Source organism: Jeotgalibaca sp. A122 (assembly GCF_052266715.1).
In the GTDB taxonomy this organism is placed as follows: domain Bacteria; phylum Bacillota; class Bacilli; order Lactobacillales; family Aerococcaceae; genus Jeotgalibaca.
This window is the reverse complement of record NZ_JBQPRB010000005.1, coordinates 58,371-80,333: the sequence shown is the minus strand read 5'-3', so window position 1 is coordinate 80,333 and position 21,963 is coordinate 58,371. Positions and strand designations below refer to the sequence as shown.

General features: G+C 39.8%; 19 protein-coding genes. 5 read left to right on the top strand and 14 right to left on the bottom strand.

From position 1 onward, the window contains the following. Window positions 1–69 precede the first annotated feature (69 nt). The 3 genes from ACTU7M_RS07010 to ACTU7M_RS07000 all read right to left on the bottom strand — a co-directional run bounded on the left by ACTU7M_RS07010 (window position 70) and on the right by ACTU7M_RS07000 (window position 3,404). Window positions 70–1,266, bottom strand: coding sequence for a glycosyltransferase family 4 protein (locus ACTU7M_RS07010; RefSeq protein ID WP_443473667.1), 1,197 nt, complete (start codon window positions 1,264–1,266; stop codon window positions 70–72). Window positions 1,267–1,407: 141 nt separating this feature from the next. Next, entirely contained in the window at window positions 1,408–3,138 is a 1,731-nt protein-coding gene (gene ptsP, locus ACTU7M_RS07005) for a phosphoenolpyruvate--protein phosphotransferase (protein ID WP_443473666.1), read from the bottom strand. After that, window positions 3,138–3,404: a phosphocarrier protein HPr gene (locus ACTU7M_RS07000; RefSeq protein WP_443473665.1), complete on the bottom strand. Its 267-nt coding sequence runs from the start codon at window positions 3,402–3,404 to the stop codon at window positions 3,138–3,140. The genes ptsP and ACTU7M_RS07000 overlap by 1 nt, the downstream gene beginning before the upstream one ends. A gap of 300 nt (window positions 3,405–3,704) precedes the next feature. Here ACTU7M_RS07000 and ACTU7M_RS06995 point away from each other — a divergent pair, with 300 nt between their 5' ends. Together ACTU7M_RS06995 and ACTU7M_RS06990 are read left to right on the top strand one after the other, a co-directional pair. Next, window positions 3,705–5,900 (top strand): AAA family ATPase, encoded by a 2,196-nt coding sequence (locus tag ACTU7M_RS06995; RefSeq protein ID WP_443473664.1) that lies wholly within the window; start codon window positions 3,705–3,707, stop codon window positions 5,898–5,900. Window positions 5,901–6,026: 126 nt separating this feature from the next. Then, entirely contained in the window at window positions 6,027–6,314 is a 288-nt protein-coding gene (locus ACTU7M_RS06990) for a DUF1827 family protein (RefSeq protein WP_443473663.1), read from the top strand. A 421-nt stretch (window positions 6,315–6,735) separates the two neighbouring features. Here the strand turns inward: ACTU7M_RS06990 and ACTU7M_RS06985 are convergent, their stop codons facing one another. The 3 genes from ACTU7M_RS06985 to ACTU7M_RS06975 all read right to left on the bottom strand — a co-directional run bounded on the left by ACTU7M_RS06985 (window position 6,736) and on the right by ACTU7M_RS06975 (window position 11,309). Next, complete coding sequence (locus tag ACTU7M_RS06985; protein WP_443473662.1) at window positions 6,736–8,313, bottom strand: peptide chain release factor 3; 1,578 nt, start codon at window positions 8,311–8,313, stop codon at window positions 6,736–6,738. Window positions 8,314–8,413: 100 nt separating this feature from the next. Then, window positions 8,414–9,793 (bottom strand): hemolysin family protein, encoded by a 1,380-nt coding sequence (locus ACTU7M_RS06980; RefSeq protein ID WP_443473661.1) that lies wholly within the window; start codon window positions 9,791–9,793, stop codon window positions 8,414–8,416. 130 nt (window positions 9,794–9,923) lie between these two features. Then, window positions 9,924–11,309 (bottom strand): FAD-dependent oxidoreductase, encoded by a 1,386-nt coding sequence (locus tag ACTU7M_RS06975; RefSeq protein WP_443473660.1) that lies wholly within the window; start codon window positions 11,307–11,309, stop codon window positions 9,924–9,926. Between the two features lie 239 nt (window positions 11,310–11,548). Here ACTU7M_RS06975 and ACTU7M_RS06970 point away from each other — a divergent pair, with 239 nt between their 5' ends. Next, a complete protein-coding gene (locus ACTU7M_RS06970) occupies window positions 11,549–11,986 on the top strand; it encodes a GNAT family N-acetyltransferase (protein ID WP_443473659.1) in 438 nt (145 codons plus the stop codon). A 50-nt stretch (window positions 11,987–12,036) separates the two neighbouring features. Here the strand turns inward: ACTU7M_RS06970 and mgtE are convergent, their stop codons facing one another. The 5 genes from mgtE to ACTU7M_RS06945 all read right to left on the bottom strand — a co-directional run bounded on the left by mgtE (window position 12,037) and on the right by ACTU7M_RS06945 (window position 16,810). Further along, window positions 12,037–13,407: a magnesium transporter gene (mgtE, locus tag ACTU7M_RS06965; RefSeq protein ID WP_443473658.1), complete on the bottom strand. Its 1,371-nt coding sequence runs from the start codon at window positions 13,405–13,407 to the stop codon at window positions 12,037–12,039. Beyond that, complete coding sequence (locus ACTU7M_RS06960; protein WP_443473657.1) at window positions 13,388–14,320, bottom strand: RluA family pseudouridine synthase; 933 nt, start codon at window positions 14,318–14,320, stop codon at window positions 13,388–13,390. The genes mgtE and ACTU7M_RS06960 overlap by 20 nt, the downstream gene beginning before the upstream one ends. Before the next feature lie 63 nt (window positions 14,321–14,383). Further along, on the bottom strand, window positions 14,384–15,328 hold the full coding sequence (locus tag ACTU7M_RS06955; protein WP_443473656.1) for an NAD(P)-dependent oxidoreductase: 945 nt from the start codon (window positions 15,326–15,328) through the stop codon (window positions 14,384–14,386). 1 nt (window position 15,329) lies between these two features. Then, entirely contained in the window at window positions 15,330–16,157 is an 828-nt protein-coding gene (locus ACTU7M_RS06950) for an NAD kinase (RefSeq protein ID WP_443473655.1), read from the bottom strand. A gap of 11 nt (window positions 16,158–16,168) precedes the next feature. Further along, window positions 16,169–16,810: a GTP pyrophosphokinase gene (locus tag ACTU7M_RS06945; protein WP_443473654.1), complete on the bottom strand. Its 642-nt coding sequence runs from the start codon at window positions 16,808–16,810 to the stop codon at window positions 16,169–16,171. A gap of 156 nt (window positions 16,811–16,966) precedes the next feature. On the opposite strand from ACTU7M_RS06945, the gene ACTU7M_RS06940 reads away from it, so the two are divergent. Next, window positions 16,967–17,548, top strand: coding sequence for a CYTH domain-containing protein (locus ACTU7M_RS06940; RefSeq protein ID WP_443473653.1), 582 nt, complete (start codon window positions 16,967–16,969; stop codon window positions 17,546–17,548). Between the two features lie 245 nt (window positions 17,549–17,793). Beyond that, the gene (locus ACTU7M_RS06935) at window positions 17,794–18,495 is read left to right on the top strand and encodes a DsbA family protein (protein ID WP_443473652.1); all 702 of its coding nucleotides are present in this window, start codon (window positions 17,794–17,796) and stop codon (window positions 18,493–18,495) included. Window positions 18,496–18,544: 49 nt separating this feature from the next. Here the strand turns inward: ACTU7M_RS06935 and pepF are convergent, their stop codons facing one another. The 3 genes from pepF to ACTU7M_RS06920 all read right to left on the bottom strand — a co-directional run bounded on the left by pepF (window position 18,545) and on the right by ACTU7M_RS06920 (window position 21,943). Further along, a complete protein-coding gene (gene pepF, locus ACTU7M_RS06930; protein WP_443473651.1) occupies window positions 18,545–20,356 on the bottom strand; it encodes an oligoendopeptidase F in 1,812 nt (603 codons plus the stop codon). 63 nt (window positions 20,357–20,419) lie between these two features. Then, a complete protein-coding gene (locus ACTU7M_RS06925; protein WP_443473650.1) occupies window positions 20,420–21,439 on the bottom strand; it encodes a competence protein CoiA in 1,020 nt (339 codons plus the stop codon). 81 nt (window positions 21,440–21,520) lie between these two features. After that, window positions 21,521–21,943: an HIT family protein gene (locus tag ACTU7M_RS06920; protein ID WP_443473649.1), complete on the bottom strand. Its 423-nt coding sequence runs from the start codon at window positions 21,941–21,943 to the stop codon at window positions 21,521–21,523. Window positions 21,944–21,963: the final 20 nt, after the last annotated feature.

Genomic DNA, 21,963 nt, shown 5'->3' with positions numbered 1-21,963 from the left:
TGGCCAAATAAGCATAAAAGTGTCAACTCATGGCCGCTTCCCGACCTGAGTTGACACTTCGTTTGATATTTAGCGATTAAATTGATTAAACTTCCGGAATTTAAGAATCGGCTTCTTAATTTCCGTTTCAAAGACTTCGTTTTCAATGGCGCTTCGATAATAACTAAGAACGCGCTTAGAAAAAGTTGGTGCAGAAATCTCACGGAGAAGATTTTCTTCATCCCACTGACTGTCGTGGCTGACTAGATATTGAACCATTTGTATAATGTGGTCGGCCATATCTTCATCTTTTTCAAAGAGGGATCCTAAAGCAGGGTTACGAATAATTTCGGATAAATAGTCATTACGCTTCGCCACAACCGGGCAGCCATTCGCGATACTTTCTAAATAGGTTAGCCCCTGTGTTTCTGATTCCGATGCATTGACATAAATATCCGCCATTTGATAGTAACGGGGAACGTCTTGATAAGCGACCTCACCCACAAATCTTACATAATCCTGGATATCATAGTCTTGAACCATTAATTCCAGACTATTCCGAGCTGGGCCATCGCCCACAAAAACAAGCTTTGCATGTGGATAATTTTGTAAAACTTGCGGAAATGCCTCTATGGTTTTATGCAGATTCTTCTCGAAAGCGAGACGTGACAAAGAAAGTAAAACCAAATCATTATTATCCAGACCAAGTTGGGGACGGATTGTTTCCCGAATATTCGGGATTGTTGCTGGAATCGTAATACCCGTGGGGATGACGCGAATTTCAGTCTTTACCCCGTATTCAAGCAGCATGTCTTTCATCAATTGGCTCGGTACGATAATACCGGACGTACGGTTACAGAACATCCGGGTCAGTCTTCCGACATCACTTTTACGGATGATTTTTCCTTTTGCAAAGTAATGAACATATTTTTCATACATCGTATGATAAGTATGGATGTTGGGAATATCCAGAACTTTTGCGACGTATTTTCCAGCCAAACCCAAACTGAACTCTGTATGGGTGTGTATAATATCTATTTGATATTTACGCGCTTCTTTTAAGGCCTTTGAAAACCCTTTAACAGCAATACGTCGTTCTTTAAAGGAAAAGAACGGTATACTTGTCAGACGGACTATATTTTTTTCTTCGACAGCGTTGGGATCCGTTGTTGTGAAAATTATTACTTCGTGGCCTCTTGCTTCTAACTCATCCTTCAATATTTTAATTGAAGTTGAGACACCACTTATTTGGGGGAAATACGAATCAGTGAACATCCCGATTCTCATGTTGTCACCTCAATCTCAAATTAGCAATACCATTTGTTTAAAGTATAATCAATAATTTGAAATTTGTCATTGAACTTTAGTCCCAAAATCGTATATACAAAAAAGGGTAAGACATTATGTCCCACCCTCTTTGAACTATTATCAGCTTATTGCTGCTTTTACTTCTTCAACTAAAGCAATGACTTCTTCGACTGTAGCGCATTCATTAATTGCTTTATCAGCCAATTTTTCCATTTCTTTAGAATCCAGTTTAGCAACCAGGCTTCTTGTCTTCAAGACACTTGAAGCACTCATTGAGAACTCGTCCAAGCCAAGTCCCAATAGCAATGGCACAGCAGTTTGATCGCCTGCCATCTCTCCACACATACCAACCCATTTACCTTCTGCATGGGCAGAATCGATAACATGTTTCAATAACGTCAAAATAGATGGGTTATATGGTTGGTATAGATAAGAAACGCGTTCATTCATACGGTCTGCAGCCATAGTATATTGAATTAAGTCGTTTGTTCCGATACTGAAGAAGTCAACTTCTTTGGCAAATTGATGTGCCAAAACAGCAGCCGCTGGAATCTCAATCATGATACCCACCTGGATGTCATCAGAAACTTCAATACCATCAGCCAACAAATTAGCTTTTTCTTCTTCCAGGATGGCTTTTGCATCACGGAATTCGTTTAGAGTTGCAATCATTGGGAACATGATGCGTAGTGTACCATAGACAGACGCACGCAATAATGCACGCAATTGTGTACGGAACATTTCTGTTTCAGCCAAGGAAATACGAACGGCACGGTAACCCAGGAATGGGTTCATTTCTTCTGGTAATTGCAAGTATGGTAATTCTTTATCGCCACCGATATCCATTGTACGGACAACAACTGCTTTACCATTTACACCTTCCAAAACCGTTTTATAAGCTACAAACTGCTCATCTTCAGTTGGGAAATCCTCAGAGTCCATGTATAAAAACTCAGTACGATACAAACCAATTCCTTCGGCACCGTTTTCAATTACACCTGTTAAATCTTTAGGTGTGCCGATGTTAGCAGCGATTTCGATTTGTTTGCCATCTTTAGATAAACTTTTTGCATCTTTTAGCTTAGCCCACTCAATTTGTTGTTCTTTGAAAGCAGCAGCTTTTTCTTTGTAAGTAGCAATTGTTTCTTCATCTGGATTAACGATAATATCACCTTGTAAACCATCGATGATAACAATGTCACCTTCAGAAACAAGCGTTGTTACTTCTTTTGTTCCAACAACAGCTGGAATTTCCAAAGAACGAGCCATGATGGCAGAGTGCGACGTACGGCCTCCGATATCGGTTACAAAACCTTTAACGAATTCACGATTCAGTTGCGCTGTATCACTTGGCGTCAAATCTTTGGCTACGATTACAACTTCTTGGTTGATTGTAGCAGGGCTTGGAATTTTAACTCCCAATAAGTGCGCCATTACACGTTCAGTTACATCTTTAATGTCTGCTGCACGTTCTCTCATGTATGGATTATCTTCCATAGCTTCAAACATGCTGATATACATATTAGCAACAGTGGACAGTGACGTTTCCGCATTTACCATGTTTGTTGTAATATCGTTTTTAATTCCATCAAATAATTCAGGGTCTGCTAATACCATCAAATGGGCGTCAAAAACTTGCGCTTCTTCTTCCCCTACAACCACAGCAACATGCTCACGGATACCTTGGATTTCATTTTTTGATTGCTCAAAAGAATCCAGAAGGCGTTTGATTTCGCCTTCTGGATCTGTAATTGAAACTCTATCAAAAGACAAGTTTGGCTCCGTTAGCAGATATGCTTTTCCGATTGCGATTCCATCACTAGCAGCAATTCCTACTAACTGTTTAGTCATTACTCAGCCAATCCTTCCTTTTTAAGCGTTTCTACGATACCTTCCATTGCTTCAACTTCGTCTTGTCCATCAACTGTGATTGTTACTTCAGCGCCTTGGCCTACACCAAGAGACATAACACCCATGATAGATTTTAAGTTGACAGATTTACCTTTATATTCAAGGTTGATGTCAGAATTAAATTTGCTAGCTGTTTGAACTAACAATGTTGCAGGTCTCGCGTGGATTCCTGTTTCAGCAATAATATGAAAGTCTTTTTTCTCCATTATGTTGATCCCCTTTGTTATGAATTTGGAAAGTATTCCTAAACACTATCGATTATACATCAAACGATGACTTTTAGATATAATAAAGTACGCGTGAAAACCACTATGTAAAGGAATAGAACCCTTTCATAGACTTAGATTACCATTTTTTAAGGTTGAGAACAACTGTTTTAAGATTTTTTAATACCTTACCAAGAATTTGACTATTATTAGACCAAAACGCTTGAAAGTCAAAATTGGTCAATGTATAATAATGGTGCAAGTAAAAATAAAACTTGGTACAGAAAGGATGTTTATTATATGAAATGTATGAATTGTGGGCAAAACGAAGCATCCATCCATTTATATGCATCATTGAATGGTCAAACTCAAAAAATAGACTTATGTCAAAATTGTTATCAACAACTTAAAGCATCACGTGGCCAAGGTCGCAACCCGGGATTTTTCGGAAATCAAATGAGCGGTGATCCATTTGGCGATCTCGACCAATTGTTCCGTCAAGCACAACAACAAAATCGTGGACAACAGCAACCTAATGCTCCTCGCCCTCAGCAAGGAAATGGCGGTGGAAAAGATGGTGGTTTATTAGGCCAATACGGTGTGAACTTAACTGAATTAGCACGTCAAGGCATGATTGACCCCGTCATCGGTCGTGACAGTGAAATTTCGCGTGTCATTGAAATCCTGAACCGTCGTAGTAAAAATAATCCTGTTTTGACAGGTGAAGCTGGTGTGGGTAAAACAGCGGTTGTCGAAGGTTTAGCTCAAAAAATCGTTGATGGCGACGTTCCCCAAAAACTTTTGGATAAGGAATTGATTCGTTTGGATGTGGTCTCTCTTGTACAAGGTACAGGAATTCGTGGTCAATTCGAAGAACGGATGCAACAATTAATGGATGAAGTCCGTCAAAATGACAAAATCATTTTGTTCATTGATGAAATCCATGAAATTGTAGGTGCTGGTAGCGCTGAAGGAAGCATGGATGCCGGTAACATTTTAAAACCTGCTCTTGCTCGTGGTGAATTGCAATTAGTTGGTGCAACCACTCTAAACGAATACCGCAAAATCGAAAAAGACTCGGCTTTGGAACGTCGTTTCCAACCAGTTCGTGTCAGTGAACCAACTCCAGAACAGACATTGATCATTCTGCAAGGTCTCCGTCCTAAATACGAAGATTACCACCACGTAAAATACTCGGATGAAGCTTTGGAAGCAGCAGTCAAACTTTCACATCGCTATATCCAGGATCGCTTCTTGCCCGATAAAGCCATTGACTTGTTGGACGAATCCGGTTCGAAGAAAAATCTGACTTTAAAGATTGTTGATCCAAAAGAAATAGACGAACGCATCGAGACTGCTGAAAAAGAAAAAGAGGCGGCTCTAAATGCTGAAGACTATGAGAAAGCTGCTTACTACCGTGACCAAATTGTTAATCTTCGGAATATGAAAGAAAATCCAACTTCCGGAGATGATAATAATTTAGTAACGGAAAAAGACATTCAGGTGATTGTGGAAACCAAAACCAATATCCCGGTTGGTGAATTGCAAGAAAAAGAACAAGCGCAGTTGAAACACTTGGATAGCGATTTGAAAGCTCATGTTATCGGGCAGGATGAAGCAATCCATAAAGTAGCCAAAGCGATTCGTCGTAACCGTGTAGGCTTTTCACGTAAAAACCGCCCAATCGGGTCTTTCCTATTCGTGGGACCTACTGGAGTTGGTAAAACAGAGTTGGCACGTCAATTAGCGAACGAAATGTTCGGTACCGAAGATTCCATCATTCGTTTCGATATGAGTGAATACATGGAAAAACATGCCGTTTCTAAATTAATTGGCTCCCCTCCCGGTTATGTCGGTTACGAGGAAGCTGGACAATTGACGGAACGCGTACGCAGAAATCCTTATAGCATTGTGCTCTTAGACGAAGTGGAAAAAGCTCACCCTGATGTGATGCACCTCTTCCTGCAAATCTTGGAAGATGGCCGTTTAACTGACTCACAAGGTCGTGTCGTCAGCTTTAAGGATACAATTATCATCATGACGAGTAATGCCGGAACGGGTGACCAAGAAGCGAGTGTCGGATTCGGCGCTGCCCTTTCAGGAAAGACACATTCCATTACAGACAAGCTGGGAAATTACTTCAAACCAGAGTTCATCAACCGTTTTGATGCCATCGTGGAATTCCAGTCTCTTTCTAAGACGGATTTAACAAGTATCTTGAACTTGATGCTCAATGATGTAAATAAAGCCCTGGCCGATAAAGAGATTGTTATCAGCGTAAGCGAGAAAGCAAAAGAAAAACTAATCGACCTAGGATACAATCCTGCTATGGGAGCACGACCATTACGTCGTATCATTCAGGATCAAATCGAAGATCGCGTGGCAGATCACTACCTTGACCACCCTTCTGTAAAAAATATCGCGTTTGATGTCAATGAAAACGGCGAGATAGAAATTAAACAAGCGTTGGAAGTACAGGTCGAAAAGCAAGATTGAAACTAAAAATCAGTCTCTCCATTTCGGAGGACTGATTTTTTATTATCAATATCTTTTTATTATATTGTTTTAATCAACAAAAAAGGTTTATAATGAATATAATTCCACAAGTTAAGGGGGCTTATCATGAAAATGATCGATGTAACAAACAGCCATCCGGATCTGGTCAGGGAGCAATTAGCCAATACTGACGCTAATTTCGTCAAGGTTTATTCGCTTGGCCAGACTACCGTAATCTTTACTGGTGCCCCGACACACGAAGACATTATTTTATTAAACCGTAATCGGCGGGTAAAACAAAATGAAATCGATTTTGTACTTTCCAAATTGACGGTTTGGCCTGATGATGATGTTGAAGTGATGCCTGGACACAACTTTGTCGAATTATCTTATATTAAAAAAGCTGTGCGCTGATAATCAGCACGCAGCTTTTTTATTTTAAAAGGTTCTATTATTTATGGTGTTGGTAGGTATTCTTATCGGAAATCCCGAAGGACGGTGGGGTTGCTTGTGGCCGTGTCAAGGATGCAATGCGAAAGTAGGGGGAAGTGGGACAAAAGGCGTTTAGCCCCGAACCACTGGAGCGAATAAGCGCAAGATGGTCGCAGGCCATCTGAGCATTATTCGTGAAGTGGACGTCGGGGCTGCCTTTTGTCGCACGTTTAGAATACAGATATTCGTATACAGGAAAGAGGGTGAGACTTTTGTCTCACCCTCCCCTTTGAGGCTTGCAAGCCCGGAGACTAAAGGCTAAGGGCGGTCCCACGGCAGTACACAAGCAAACACGCAGGCCGAAGGGCATTTCCTTCACCAACACCAGATAACCAAGAACCTTTTAAAGTAAGGCTCTCAGTTTCACTTCTGGATACTTGTCTTCAAACCAACGCATTGCAAATTGGTTCTCAAATAAGAATACTGGATTGTCAAAACGGTCCTTACATAACAAGTTACGGCTGGATGACATATTCACATCCAAGTCCTCTTCCTCAATCCAGCGAGCAATTTTTGAGCCCATAGGAGTCATGTCCACTTCAGCATTGTATTCATTCAACAGACGGTACTGGAATACTTCAAACTGCAACTGACCTACAGCACCCAAAATAAATTCCTCAGTATGATAAGTTTTATACAGTTGGATTGCTCCCTCTTGTACCAGTTGTTGAATCCCTTTATAGAACGATTTTTGTTTCATAACATTTTTAGGTGTTACTTTCATGAACAATTCGGGTGTAAATTGTGGCAGTGCTTCAAATTGAACATCTTTCTTTCCTTCAAAAAGAGTATCCCCGATTTGTAAATTACCCGTATCATACAAACCAATTATGTCACCCGCCACCGCACTTTTAACGGTCTCACGCGAGTCAGCCATAAATTGGGTGGTATGTGATAATTTCAATTTCTTACCAGAACGATGAATGGTCACATCCACACCTGGCTCAAATTCACCGGAACAAATACGCATAAATGCAATACGGTCCCGGTGAGCAGGATTCATGTTGGCTTGGATCTTAAAAATGAATCCTGTTAAATCCTCTGCAGCAGGCGAAATAACTTCACCCTCTTCAGTCTTTTTACCAGCCGGACTTGGTGCAAAATCGATATAGGCATCCAGGAAAGTCTGTACGCCAAACCCGGTCAACGCAGAACCAAAGAATACTGGTGTTAATTCTCCGGCCAAAATAGCTTCCTCATCAAACTCATTTCCTGCCTCTTTCAATAAAAGCACATCTTCCATCGCTTGCGTATAAATAGTAGATTCTTTGATTGGAAAATCGCCGCTGATTTCGCCCTCTTCGTTCAAAGGTAAATAATCATTGTCACCATTTTGTTCAGGATGGGTTAACTCCACACGGTTGTTATAAATATCATAAATTCCCAGGAAGTTCTTACCCATCCCCATTGGCCAGTTCATCGGATAAGCATCAATTTCCAGTACTTCTTCCAATTCTGCAATCAGATCCAGAGGTTCGCGACCATCTCGATCAAGTTTGTTAATGAAAGTAAAAATCGGAATCCCACGCATACGACAAACTTTAAAAAGTTTCTTGGTTTGTGGTTCAATCCCTTTACCGCTATCGATAACCATGACAGCACTGTCAACCGCCATTAAAGTCCGGTAGGTATCTTCCGAGAAGTCCTCATGACCAGGGGTATCCAAAATATTGATTTGTAGCCCATCATAGTCTACTTGCATCACGGAACTCGTTACGGAAATACCCCGTTGTTGTTCGATTTTCATCCAGTCTGATTTAGCGAATTTACCGGATTTTTTCCCTTTTACTGTACCTGCTTGACGGATTGCGCCTCCAAACAATAGCAGTTGCTCCGTTATAGTTGTCTTCCCCGCATCCGGGTGAGAGATGATCGCAAATGTTCTTCTTGTGTTTACTTTATCTTGTAATGTTTGAGCCATGATTATTCCTTTCTCTGTTCGTATTCTCGTGAATCGCCTTTGCCATTATAAACGTAAATAACAACTCCGGCAACCGCGAAGAGTTAACCGGAGTCTATGCTTATTCTTTTAGTTTGTTTGTTTTCTTGGGAATCTCTTCCACAACCAATCTTTCTGGTGTTTCATGATGGGAACCATCGATGTACCGAACACCCACTTTAGCCAATCGATTATTTTCAAATTCCAAAGTCGAAATTTCCATCCCATTCACTTCAATGTTTAAAGACTCACCATTTTCAGGAAGCATCCCAACTTCAGTTAGCAAATACCCTGCGATGGTATCCACAAACGTTGATTCAAGCTCGGTATGGAAAAAATCATTAAAGCGATAAAGTGGTGTAGCACCATCTACTTCGAAATAATTATCACTTTTTCGTTCTATCAATACATACGTCTCATCGTATTCATCTTCAATATCCCCGACAATTTCTTCCAGAATATCTTCCAACGTCACAATCCCAACCATTCCACCATACTCATCATGTAAAATGGCTAATTGATTATGACTACGTTTCAAAACAGCCATCAACTGATCCGTCGTGATGGTTTCCGGAACAAACAAGGGACGATTAAGAATTTTGCGTAAATCAATTTTTTCTAAAGGTGTACGTCGTGATTCTTTTAAAAGATTTTTTAAATGTAATAAACCAATGACCTCATCTTTATCGTCATTGTAAACAGGAATCCGAGTATAAGGGGAATCCAAAGCTATTTGGATATTTTCATACGTGTCATCGGTTATATCCAGCATAAAAGTATCCGTCCGCGGTACCATGACTTCTCGCGCAAGTTTGTTGTCCATTGCCAAGACGCCTTTAAGCATATTAAACTCATCTGCTTCAATGGTCCCTTCACTGCTACTTTGTTTCAGCAAGCTTTGAACTTCTTCACGGGAATAATTTTCGGTGTTATCACTAAAATCGAGTGGTGTAATTTTTTCTAGAAGGCTTGTAGAGAAAGAAAGCAAGCGCACAAAAGGTTTCATGAACTTTTGAACAATCGTGATAACCCCTGCTCCCCGATAGGCAATTTCCTCCGAATTTTGCATCGCGACTTGTTTTGGAAATAACTCACCGAATACAAGTGAGATATAGGATAACAAGATGGTCACAATCAATACTGCCAGTTGTTTTGCGCCAGGGAGGAATGTTAAGTATGGTTCCAGGACATTCGCAAAAGAATTTGCTGCCGAAGCACTCGATAAAAAACCTGCCAATGTAATAGCTACTTGAATCGTTGCCAAAAAATCATCCGAATTATCAAGTAAAGCAAGTACTTTCCGTGCGTCTTCATCGCCTTTAATGGCCTCGGTCGCTACTTTATTTTTATTCAAAGACACAAAAGCCATTTCTGCTGAAGCAAAAAAAGCATTTACCCATGTTAATAAAGCCACCAATAACAACTGCCACACTAAATTCTGACTGTCGGGATCTGCGTTCATTTAATTTTTCTCCTTTTAAAACAATTTGTATTTTTTTAATAGCTTTATTATTACTTGTATTCAATAAAATTACAAGCGTTTTTTAGGTAAAGAAAGAGGTGAAGCAATTGCTTCACCTCACTCAATACGTTTATTTTGCGTCGTCAAATGATTCAACGTCTACATGTTCAATCATGTTCTCTTGTTCCAAAGCTTTTTGGGCTAACAAGTTCAAGTAGTTCCATGGACGGTCGAAGTGTGGTTGGAAGAAGAAGTCTACCAAAGCCAAATCTTCAATAGTCATACGCGCTTGAATAGCCACTGATAAAGTGTTTGCTGATTGTGTAGCGTCATATTTGGACATGATTTGTCCACCAACGATACGCAATGTATCTTTTTCATAAACAAGCTTCATAAGAATTCTTTCGTTTGTCGGCATGAACTCTGGGCGGTAGAAATCTTCAAATAAGACAGATTTCGTTTCCAATCCGAAAGCTTGGCTGCTTGAATCAGTCACACCAGTTGAACCAATATTGAATCCAAACAAGTGCAAACCTGAAGTAGATTGTGTTCCGCGGTATTTCATTTTTGGTCCATTGATGTTTTTACCAACCAAGAGACCCATACGGACAGCATTTGTTGCCAATGGAATATAAGCATGACCGCCGTTTGGATTATAATTAACGGCACAGTTATCACCAGCTGCGTAGATATCTGGGTTACTTGTACGCATGTAATCATCCACAATGATTGCACCGTTTGGTAACATTTCCACTTTGTCTTTCAACAATTCTGTGCTTGGACGGAAACCAACACATAAAATAACAAGCTCAGCTTCATAAGCGCCACCACTTGTTGTAACTGTTGTGATATCGCCTGCTTCATTGTCTTCAAAACCTTGAACAAGTTCGTTCAATTGGATTTTAACGCCACGGTTACGTAATTCATCTTCCAAAATATCAGTGAATTCAGAATCCAGATATTTGTTCAAGATACGATCCAAACCATCAATCAAAGTTACTTCTTTGCCATCGTTAGCAAAAGCTTCAACTAATTCGATACCAATGTATCCACCACCAACAACAGTGATTTTAGTTTTATCTGTTTTACGAGCGATGATTTCTTTAGCTTGGTTGTAGTTTTTACATAGTACAACGTTTTTGCTGTTAATTCCTTTGATTGGGGGGATAATTGGCCATGAACCTGTTGTCATAACTAATTTATCGTAAGATTCTTCAAAAGTTTCACCTGTTTGTAAGTTTTTCACAGAGATAACTTTATTTTCAGTATCAATGTTTGTTACATCATGTTCCATATTTACTTTAGCGCCTAGAGATTTTAGCTCTTCTGGGTTTGAGTAGAACAAGCCTGCTGGATCTTTAACGACTCCGCCGACGTATAATGCAATACCGCAAGATAAGAAAGACACGTTATCGTTACGTTCGTAAACAATAACATTTGCCCCTGCATTTTCTGATAGGATCGTTTTAACCGCTGCTGTTCCCGCATGCGTACATCCAACTACTACTACTTTCATTCGTAAATCCTCCTAAAATATTATACGATTATGAACAATTATCTATGTCATGAATCAATTTGCATTAATGAATAAGTGAACAATCATTTACAACCTAATTGCTACTATATAAATTCTACTCGTATTTATAACAAATGCAACCAAAAAGACTTAAAAATTGTTAATTGATTTCAAATATTTAAATTGGTAAAATGGTGTATAATAAAAAGATACAAAATTTGATAGAAAAGAGAAGCACAATGCTACAATTTCAACAAACAACTGATATAGAATCTGCGATTTATCGAGATGCACTGGAAATTCGCATGAATGTATTTGTAATCGAACAAAACGTCTCCCCAGCAATCGAAATTGATGAGAAAGAATCTTCATGTATTCATGTGGTGGGTTACGATGAGAACAATAATCCGGTTGCTACAGCCCGTTTGTTTCCTTTAGACAAAGAAAACTACAAATTACAACGGGTTGCTGTTTTGCAAAGCGAACGTGGAAAGCAGTCAGGTAAAAAGTTAATGGCAGAAATGGAACGTATTGCACGAGATGCCGGTGCCAAACGCATCGTACTTGGTGCCCAAAACCATGCTTTACCTTTCTATGAGAAACTCGGCTATGCTATCTGTAGCGAAGAATATGAAGAAGCCGGCATTCTGCATCACGATGTAGACAAAATGCTTTAAGCTGTAAAAACGCTAGTCTCCCCTCAAAACGGTGGGAAACTAGCGTTTTTTTATAATACATTTTCCAGAAAATATTTGGCGATATTAAAATAAATCAATACCGAAGTTAAGTCACTGAACGTCGAAATAAAGGGACCACTGGCAACAGCCGGATCAAACCCAATCCTATCCATTAAAATCGGAATCAAACTTCCAGCTAAATTCGCGACCGTGATTGCCATCAACATTGAGAAACCAATAATGCCTCCCAGGACGAAATTACTTTGCCAAATACCAACGACAAGCGTTATCGCCAATCCCGTTACAACACCGGAAATTAGACCTGTCATTGTTTCTTGAGTCAACATTGCCATCCAGTTTCGTTTTTCTGATTCCGGCTGACCAATCTTGCGAACTGCAACCGCCAAGGATTGCGTACCGGCATTTCCGGCCGTTCCCGTAATCAAGGTTACAAACACAGAGAGAATCGCTGCTTCTGAAATAAGATCTTCATAATTACTGATTAAACTGGATGTACCCATTCCTAAAAACAATAAAGTAATCAGCCAAGGAAGCCTTTTACTGGCTGCTTTAAAGGGATTTGAGGTGGTTTCATCAACGTCTACCGCCGCCAAACCTGAGTAGTCGCTCGTGGCTTCTTCGTGGAGAACGTCCAAAATATCATCGACCGTTATAATACCTAGCAATACATTATTCTCATCGACAACAGGTAAAGCCAGGAAGTCATAATCCCGGGCAATATGGGCAACATCTTCTTGATCATCATCCACATACACTGTCACGACCCGATCACTCATGATGTCGTGAATCATGCGGTCTTCATGTGACATGATTAAATCACGCAAAGATAAAACCCCGACCAATTGGCCTTCATTATTGACAATATATAAATAGTAGATCATTTCTGCATCAGATGATTTACTTTTCAACAAAGCCATCGCTGAGCGGACCGTCTGATTGGCCCTCAAGGAAATGAATTCGGTTGTCATGATGGATCCAGCGGTTTCATCTTCGTAATGGATGATATCGCGAATTTGGGCAGCTTGTTCTGCATCCATCAAACGCAAATAAGTTGGTATGACTTCTGCTGGCAATTGTTGTAACATGTCGACCGCGTTATCCGTATACATGTCCGCCAACATATCAGCCGCATATTGTTTGTTCATTTCCATCAAATATATTTCGATGGATTCTACGTCTTCCTCCAAAATCTCGAACATATCCGACATTTCTTTGGGTGATAAATAGTGGTACATACGCATCCGATCTTCCTGATCCAGACTCAAATAAATTTGTGTTTGGTCGTAGAGAGGATAGGATAGGAAGTTTTCACGGAAGGCATCCAAGTCTTCCTCCAATAAAATTTCCTTTATTCGCGCTGATTCTAGAGCAATATCAAAATCATATTGTTGTTCTTGCACCTGGTATTCCCCCTTTTGCATGTTGCAAGTCTATCCAGTTCTCAAAATCTTCCGGAAATGGCGAGGTAATCGTGAATGGCTCATTGGTAAAAGGATGAATGAACGAAACCATTCGGCAGTGAAGAGCTTGCCGTTTCATGGTTTCATCCACTCGACCTCCATATAGGCTGTCTCCCAGGAGCGGTGCCCCCATGTGTTCAAAGTGAACACGAATCTGGTGCGTTCTGCCGGTATGCAATTTCACCCGCACCAACTCTCCTTCAGGGAAGGACTCTTCAATCCAGTACTCCGTTAAGGCCGGCTTACCGTCTTCCCTTACCATCCGATTAATGATGGAATCTTCCGTTCGGCCAATCGGCGCGTCTATATAGCCATGATCAGAAGGAAAATGCGCCGTCTCCGTTAAAATGGCATAATAAATTTTTTCAATCGTTTTATTTCTTAATTGTTGGTCCATCAAAGCATGGCTGTATTTACTTTTAGCAAATAACATCACGCCTGTTGTATCCCGGTCCAAACGCGTCACAATATGAATGACCTGGTCTGCATAATTTTGCGACTGGTAATACCCTTTAACGCGATTCGCCATCGACATGTCAGGTTGTTGACGAGAAGGAATGGAAGCAACACCATACGGCTTGTCCACCACTAAAAAGTGATCATCCTCATATAAAATTGAAATGGGAATCATACTCGGAACAGTTGTTTCATGCTCCCCTTCATCCGGCACGTGTAACTGGATGAAATCCCCTTGTTTCAAGTGCGCTCGCATGTACGCTGTTTCTCCATTAATGCAGGCTTTTCCCCCATGGTGGCGGACACGGGCCAACAACTTCCGTGAAACACCTTTTTCTCTTAAAAAAGTTCGTAGCAGGATATCTTGATCCCGTTCGACATACCATTCATAAATCACTTAACTTGCTCCAATTCTTTTCAACAGAAAACCTGCCGAAAGATTCCGCAGGTTTCTTGTATCTTAATAACTTTTACCGTAGTCTATCACATTCAAGCTTGGTTTTCCATTAAGAGCGTAAGCTTCCATATTCGGGCCAATAATGGTAAACAAAGCATCACGGAAGTGTGCAACTGTCCCTGAGTTATGTGGCGAAATCAAAATTTTATCATGTTGCCATAAAGGACTGTCTGCTTCCAATGGTTCCTGTTCAAAAACATCCAAAGCAGCAAAAGCAAGGGTGTCATTTTCCAAAGCCTCTACCAATGCTTCTGCATCTACTGAACTTCCGCGTCCGACATTCACGAACAATGTACCCGGCTTCATCTGCTCAAAAATTTCCTTATTGAAGAAATGAATTGTTTCAGGTGTTTGCGGGAGGATACTCACGATAATATCTGCTTCTTTCAAGCGGCTTTTACTCGCCTCTTGAGCAAGCGTTTCATCCACTTCCGAAACGGTTCTCCCACTCGTGTTTACCCCAATGACAGTCATGCCAAATGCTTTGGCAACGGTCGCTAATTGCCGACCGATATTACCAATGCCAAAAATCATCATCGTTTTTTCATGGAGCTGTTCAACCCGCACATCCAGACTCCACCTGTTCTCGTGTTGGTTTTGTTTAAGTTGTTCGTAGTCCCTTAAATAATAGAGCAAAGCACCCATCACATACTCCGTAATTGTATATTTGTGGATCCCACTTGCATTGGTTATAATAATGCCTTTTTCTTGCAGTTCCGCAACAGGTAAGTAATTGATACCCGCTGAAATTGCTTGCACCCATTTTAACTTGGGGAACTTTCCTTCTTTCCATAAGGTATTGATCGTTTGGGGCCAGTGGATAATAATTTCCGTTTCGGCTAATTTACCTTCTTCAGGTTCTGTCAGAATCTCGTAATCAGGTAAACATTCTTGAATAAAAGTATGGTGCTTTTCTTTCAATGGCTTAGTAATGAGTATATTTGGCAATTTAACGACTCCCATCCTGGTAATCTGTTTCCCCTTTTTTTCCGATAAATGCATTCTCAACCCGGCTCCAGAAGTGCGTATGCCGGTAGCGCGCAAAATGAACCCGTTCTTTTGCGATACGATAGATAATTTTTTCGATACGTTGATTTTCGAAGGTCAAATTATCCACGTTTAAAATCAAACCATTTTGATCTTCCAGGTCCACGACAATCCACTCATCTTTAGCAATAACCATCGGTGAACTTAACGTTCGATAGACCCTATTATTGACAGAGGCCAGCTCGGTCAATTGAATCGCTTCAGTACGGGGGTGAATGACAGCCCCTCCCAGTGACTTACTTATTCCGGTCGATCCGGTCGGAGTAGCCACACAAATACCATCCCCCCTGAACGTTTCAAAAAGCTCATCTTTGACAAAAATATCGCAAACCATCGTGCCATTGATTTTTTTCAAAACCACTTCATTTAAAGCTAAAAAACGTCGGGGTTCTTCCTGGTCTCTGTATTTAACCCTGACATCCAATAGTGGATAGCTGATGCTTTCGCCCTTGTCTTGCTTCAAACCTTCCAACATATCATCCAGCTCATAATCGCGCCAGTCAGTGTAAAACCCCAGATGGCCTGTGTGGATACCTATAAAACGAACGGTATTTAACAAGTGGCTGTATTTATGGAAAGCAGAAATCAATGTTCCGTCACCACCAATGGTAACAATCAAGTTGGGGTTTTCCTCGTCGATAACGACGTCAGTTCCGGCAATTTTTCGCAAAAATTCCTCTGCTAATGCAACTGTTTGAGGTTTGTCATAACTGACTAAAGCTACGCGCATAATAAGCACTCCTAATCGACATTCTTCTTTTTATCTGAAAAGTAATAATTTGCTTCCATGATTTCTTCACGTATTTCGGACATTTCCTTATCCAAAAGAAACGCTGCTTCCGCTGCCCTGATCAAACGATTATGCAGCTCTTGTGGGTATTCACCCTGATACTTATAGTTTAATGTATGCTCTATAGTGGCCCAAAAGTTCATAGCCAATGTTCTAATCTGAATTTCACAGATTACGATTTTTTCTCCTTCAATCCTTTGAACCGGATACTCGATAACGAGATGATAAGAGCGATATCCACTTGCTTTTTTATTGGTGATATAGTCCCTTTCGATGACAATATCAAAATCTTTTCTAGCCCGAAGAAGCCGAACTACTTCATGTATATCTTCAACGAACTGACACATGATCCTGATACCGGCAATATCTTGAACATCTTCTTCCAGTCGGTCTAAAGCGATTTTACGGATTTCTGCTTTTTCCAGAATACTTTCCTTGGTCTTTACCCTTCCCGTAATGAATTCTATTGGTGCATGTGAGTTTGTTTCCCGATATTGTTTCCGAATGCCTTTTAATTTGATTTTTAATTCTTCAACCGCTTGTTCATAAGGAGCCAGAAAGACACCCCAGTCTTTTACAAATTCATTTTCCATACCCAACACCCATTCTTACAATTAGATTATAAGTTTATTTTAGCATAATTATGTTTAATAGTGAGTCAAAACACCCGATTTTTACTTTGGTATGATACTATTAAGATACAATGAGAGTGGAAACCTCCACTCTTTTTAAAGAAAGGTCGTGACGACATGAGCCAACAAATCGAAACTGAATACAAAAACCTCCTCACGAAAGATGAATATGAAGATTTACTTATTCATTTCAACTTGGAGGATACTGAGCCTACTCACCAAGCAAATGTATATTATGATAGCGAAGACTGGAAATTACGCCATCTAGGAATGGGATTGAGAATTCGTATTTATGATGATTTTGCTGAGCAAACGCTTAAATCACCTATTCGCGAACATGAGATGTTGGAAACAACGGATCATCTGACAAAAGAAGAAGGTCAAAGTCTGGTTGAGTCTGGGCAACTTAAAATGGATGGTCTGGTCGCCGTGAAATTAGGAGACAATGGTATTTCGCTGAGTGAATTGAAACAAGTCGGTCAACTTTCCACTGTGCGCTATGAAATACCTGCAGAAACAGGCACTTTTTTCCTGGATGCCAGTTATTACCAAGATCAAAATGATTATGAGCTGGAATTCGAAACAGACGATCCGAAAAATGGGCTGCAGATTTTCGAACAATTTCTTGATTCGCAAAACATCAATCGCCGTGAGACCGTGCAAAAAATATCCCGAGCCTTGAAATATCCAAATAAATAACATTTGTTTGTTTGTTTCTGTATTGCTCTATCTAACTGTTCATTTTCTATTCCCAATCATTTATGACGAATTATTGAACATTTGTAATTAATAAGATGCCTTCAATAGGCATCTTATTTTACTTATGGTCTTTTTTTAGCTTATAATGACTAATGAATAAAGTAAAAACGTTTAGATGTGAGCTCTAGCTCCAAAGGTCATCATCTACTAGTCCAGGAACACAATGAGTCTAAAGAAGGGATATTATGCAACCAAATAACAATACAATACGTAAATTAAATCCCTCTCAACAAGTTTTCGAGCTTTACTTATTTGTTAACCCAATTGGTTTAAAATGCCTTAACTCTGAACAAGAAGTTTTGCGTTTTATAGAAAGTCTTGAAATACATGAGGGATATAAAGTCCATTTCCGTTTCCTTACATTCCATAATTTCAACACCGTCACCCAATACATGAAACGTTTGAATATGCCAACCAGTGACTTACAGTTGCGCAACCAAATCTATCAAACCATTTATGATGCCAGCCTAGCCTACAAGGCTGCGTTAATGCAGGGCAAAAAACGTGGCAGAAAATTCTTGATGCTCCTTCAAAAAGAGTTAAATATTAACCTATCAGAATACTCAACAGAGTTAATAAAGGAAGTAGCTAAGGGTGCAAATCTCGATGTTGAAATGTTTCTTGAAGATAAAGCATCACCATTTGTGAAAAATAGTTATGAAGCGGATCAAAAAACAGCCCAAGAGATGAATATTTCCAATAATCCATCACTGGTCATTTTTGATAACCTGAACCAACAATTTGGTGTCTTACTGGAGGATATCATTAATTGTGAATTGATTGAAAAAGCATTCAGCAATGCTAATTCACTGGACCAAAATTCACAAGTTCCACATCGCAAGAAAACACGTACAGTAGGAAAAAGTTATCTACAGATTTTAAAATAGTTATACAAAAGGAGAACATCATCATGATGTTCTCCTTTTTATAACAATTCTATTTTACTTCTAGTAATTCTTCTAATTCGTTCAAACGTGCTTCAAAGACTTTCATGGCATCTTCAAGATAGGCTGAATCAGTCATATCCAAGCCTGCTTTTTTCATAACCTCGATTGGGTAATCGCTACTACCTGATTTCAGGTAGGTCAAGTATTTATCCAACGCCCCTTCTTCACCATCCAAAATACGTTTAGACAGAGCAGTTGCTGCTGCAAATCCCGTTGCGTATTGGTAAACGTAGTGGTTGTAATAGAAGTGAGGAATACGTGACCATTCCAAAGCAATGTTCTCATCACGTTCCACGGCATCACCATAGTAGCGTGCATTAAGATCTGCATAGTATTCAGTCATGAATTCTTGCGTCAAAGGAATACCTTCCTGCGCTTTTTGGTGAATGTAGTGTTCAAATTCCGCAAATTGTGATTGGCGGAATACGGTTCCTTTGAAACCATCCAGGTAATGGTTCAAGACATAAATACGGATCGCTGGATCTGTTTGTGTTTTCAAAAGGTAGTCCGTTAAAATGTTTTCATTTGTTGTTGAAGCAATTTCCGCCAAGAAAATGGAGTAATCACCGTATGCATATGGTTGATTATTACGTGTATGATAGCTGTGAACACTATGTCCCAATTCATGAACCAAGGTATAAAGTTGATTCATCGAATTTTGCCAGTTCATCAAAATGTAGGGATTTGTGTCATAAGCACCGGAAGAATAAGCACCTGAACGTTTCCCTTCATTTTCGTACCAGTCAATCCAACGGTTATCAAATGCTTCTTTCAGAATCCCTTGGTACTCTTCGCCAAGCGGTTTCAATGATTTCAACGTTTCTGCCGTTGCTTCTTCAATTGTATATTCGATTGGTGCATCACCTGTCAACGGTGTATACATATCATACATATACAACTCATCCACGTTCAGTAATTTTTTACGTAACGCAACATAACGATGTAGCAATGGTAAGTTTTTATTGACTACTTCCAACAAAGTATCGTAGACGCTCTCGGGAATATGGTTGTTTGCCAAAGAAGCAGCACGAGCAGAACTGAAATTCCGGATTTTCGCGTTAAAATTATGTGACTTCACATGAGTGGACAACGTAGAAGCGAACGTATTTTTTAGTCCACGGTATGTTTTGTAAAGTGCTTCATAAGCACCTTTACGCACTTCGCGGTTTGAGCTTTCCATTAATTTACCGTATAGACCATGAGAAAGTTTTACCTCATTACCCTCTTCATCTTTTACAGTTGGGAATTCAATATCCGCATTATTCAATATAGAGAATGTACGACTGGAAGCAGAAAGAATTTCAGATGCTCCTGCCAACAATTCCTCTTCACGGGCACTCAAAATGTGCTCACGTTGCGATGTTAAATCATCCAACAAATGTTCGTAAGCTTTTAAGTCTTGATTTTCCTGCATGAAGGAAGTCAGTTTTTCTTCCGGAATTGCAAGAACTTCAGGATTGAACCAAGATGACGCTTCGCCTAGTTGTGTAAGAACGGCAACGGAACGGTCATGTAATGTTTGATAGGTATTGTCTGCTGTATCTTGATCATTCTTCAAATGTGAATATACATAGACACGCTCAATTTTCTGGTTTGCTTCCAGCACTTTTTCTATTGCTGTCAAAAGTGCTTCACTGCTCTCTCCTACAGTCCCTTGTAGTGCTTTTACTTCTTTAGCCAGTTCACTCACTTCACCTAAAGCCGTTTCAAAAGCTTCGTCATTTTCGAAAATGGCTGTTAAGTCCCATGTCATTTCTTCGGTAAGTTCATGCCTTTTTGGTAATGCTTTGATTTCTGCCATGTATAAGCCTCCTATTTGGTATTTCACATTAATAATCTTAACATAATCTCATTTATTTAGAAGCTAAAATGAACGGATATGCCAATTTTTATCATCAATGCGTCGCAAAACACCGCGTTGTTCTAATTCAAAAATAAAATCCTTAAGAGGTTCAGTTTCAGAGTTGGGGTAAAGAAAATCATAGCGGGGAAGTTTTTTCGAGAAATTATCAATATCTTCCAAAGTTAGGTTATTTTTCAGTTGCTCTAAAAACCTATATTTCCAGATATAATTTGGCAACCGATAAGCTGGATTTTTAGTCGGCATGTCAAATAGAAATGATGGTAAAGTTTGAAGCGTTTGACCATTTAGATAAACTTCCAAAAGAAAGTCCCGATGCAAAGTATCCTTCCGTTGTAAAATTGCCAGTTGATTTCGGTAGCTCATCGGAACAGATTTATATATGCGTTTGGGTTGGGGTTTGTTGAATAAAATTTCCAATGCTGGCATTGTGAGTTGTGACAAGTTAACCGCATAACATTTCCAAGCGAGTTTATTCCAGGTATTGAAGTGTAAATCATAGTACATCAGCACAGTGTTGGTTACACTATCGAAGCAAACCACGGTACCGTTAGGTTGTCTAAAAGCAGAGATCTTTTCCGTATAGGTTACTTGGGGAATATAATCTATCCCACAAATCCAATACACCTCATACCCGTTTTGTGTGTAGCCATCGGTGCGTTCTTTCAGTCGTGTAAAAGGAATGGGACTGCATTGATATTCAAGAGCAATTTTTCGGTCACCAATCGTTACCAACAAATCGGGTCGCTGCTTCAATTCCGGCAACCAAGCTTCCATTTCTACGTCTAAATTTTGTGTCTTTAACCAACCATGTAATTTCTGTTTTCCCAGCAAATGTCGTTCTGTCTCCCCTTCTGAAAATTGTTGGCAATCCGAATAGGCATAATGGGAAAAATGGGCCATGATTTTATTGCCTTTTTTAAGAAAAACAGGTGCCAGACATCCGGGGCAAGTAACTGGTAATCCAGCTGGGCAATCTGAAGCATTTATTTTAGTACCATTTTTTGTGCAAGCAAAAAACATCTCATCAACCTCCTATCTATAGATAAGCAAAAAAAGCCGAAAAGCTTTTTTTTGCTGGAAGTTTTGAGATGTTTTTTTTAATTAGTTTAAGTTTTTGCGAATTTCTTCGGCAAGTGCTTCGTATTCTTCATCCGATAGCAATGTTTTACCAGGATTCATTGCAAATGGTGCATTCCATTCAAATTCATCTTTGTATTTTGGTACGAGATGGAAATGTAAATGGTGACCAGAATCGCCGTAAGCGCCGTAGTTCACTTTATCCGGGTTAAAAGCCGCGTGTTGTGCTTTAGCAACTTTCGCTACATCTGCGAAGAATCCATTACGTTCTTCTTCGGATAGATCTGTCAACTCACTAACATGGTGTTTTGAAGCAACAATGACTCTTCCTTTATGACTTTGTTCCTTGAATACGTAAACCTTTGTATAGTCCAGTTCGATACATGGGTATCCAAACGCCGCTAATAGTTCACCTTCCACACAGTAAGCACAGTCTTGATTTTTCATTTTTACATTCCTCCTAGCCT

What these genes read in the sequence shown, in the direction of transcription:
- ACTU7M_RS07010 (WP_443473667.1), bottom strand. Translation starts at nt 1,266, where the DNA reads ATGAGAATCGGGATGTTCACTGATTCGTATTTCCCCCAAATAAGTGGT.
- ptsP (WP_443473666.1), bottom strand. Translation starts at nt 3,138, where the DNA reads ATGACTAAACAGTTAGTAGGAATTGCTGCTAGTGATGGAATCGCAATC.
- ACTU7M_RS07000 (WP_443473665.1), bottom strand. Translation starts at nt 3,404, where the DNA reads ATGGAGAAAAAAGACTTTCATATTATTGCTGAAACAGGAATCCACGCG.
- ACTU7M_RS06995 (WP_443473664.1), top strand. Translation starts at nt 3,705, where the DNA reads ATGAAATGTATGAATTGTGGGCAAAACGAAGCATCCATCCATTTATAT.
- ACTU7M_RS06990 (WP_443473663.1), top strand. Translation starts at nt 6,027, where the DNA reads ATGAAAATGATCGATGTAACAAACAGCCATCCGGATCTGGTCAGGGAG.
- ACTU7M_RS06985 (WP_443473662.1), bottom strand. Translation starts at nt 8,313, where the DNA reads ATGGCTCAAACATTACAAGATAAAGTAAACACAAGAAGAACATTTGCG.
- ACTU7M_RS06980 (WP_443473661.1), bottom strand. Translation starts at nt 9,793, where the DNA reads ATGAACGCAGATCCCGACAGTCAGAATTTAGTGTGGCAGTTGTTATTG.
- ACTU7M_RS06975 (WP_443473660.1), bottom strand. Translation starts at nt 11,309, where the DNA reads ATGAAAGTAGTAGTAGTTGGATGTACGCATGCGGGAACAGCAGCGGTT.
- ACTU7M_RS06970 (WP_443473659.1), top strand. Translation starts at nt 11,549, where the DNA reads ATGCTACAATTTCAACAAACAACTGATATAGAATCTGCGATTTATCGA.
- ACTU7M_RS06950 (WP_443473655.1), bottom strand. Translation starts at nt 16,157, where the DNA reads ATGCGCGTAGCTTTAGTCAGTTATGACAAACCTCAAACAGTTGCATTA.
- ACTU7M_RS06945 (WP_443473654.1), bottom strand. Translation starts at nt 16,810, where the DNA reads ATGGAAAATGAATTTGTAAAAGACTGGGGTGTCTTTCTGGCTCCTTAT.
- ACTU7M_RS06940 (WP_443473653.1), top strand. Translation starts at nt 16,967, where the DNA reads ATGAGCCAACAAATCGAAACTGAATACAAAAACCTCCTCACGAAAGAT.
- ACTU7M_RS06935 (WP_443473652.1), top strand. Translation starts at nt 17,794, where the DNA reads ATGCAACCAAATAACAATACAATACGTAAATTAAATCCCTCTCAACAA.
- pepF (WP_443473651.1), bottom strand. Translation starts at nt 20,356, where the DNA reads ATGGCAGAAATCAAAGCATTACCAAAAAGGCATGAACTTACCGAAGAA.
- ACTU7M_RS06925 (WP_443473650.1), bottom strand. Translation starts at nt 21,439, where the DNA reads ATGTTTTTTGCTTGCACAAAAAATGGTACTAAAATAAATGCTTCAGAT.
- ACTU7M_RS06920 (WP_443473649.1), bottom strand. Translation starts at nt 21,943, where the DNA reads ATGAAAAATCAAGACTGTGCTTACTGTGTGGAAGGTGAACTATTAGCG.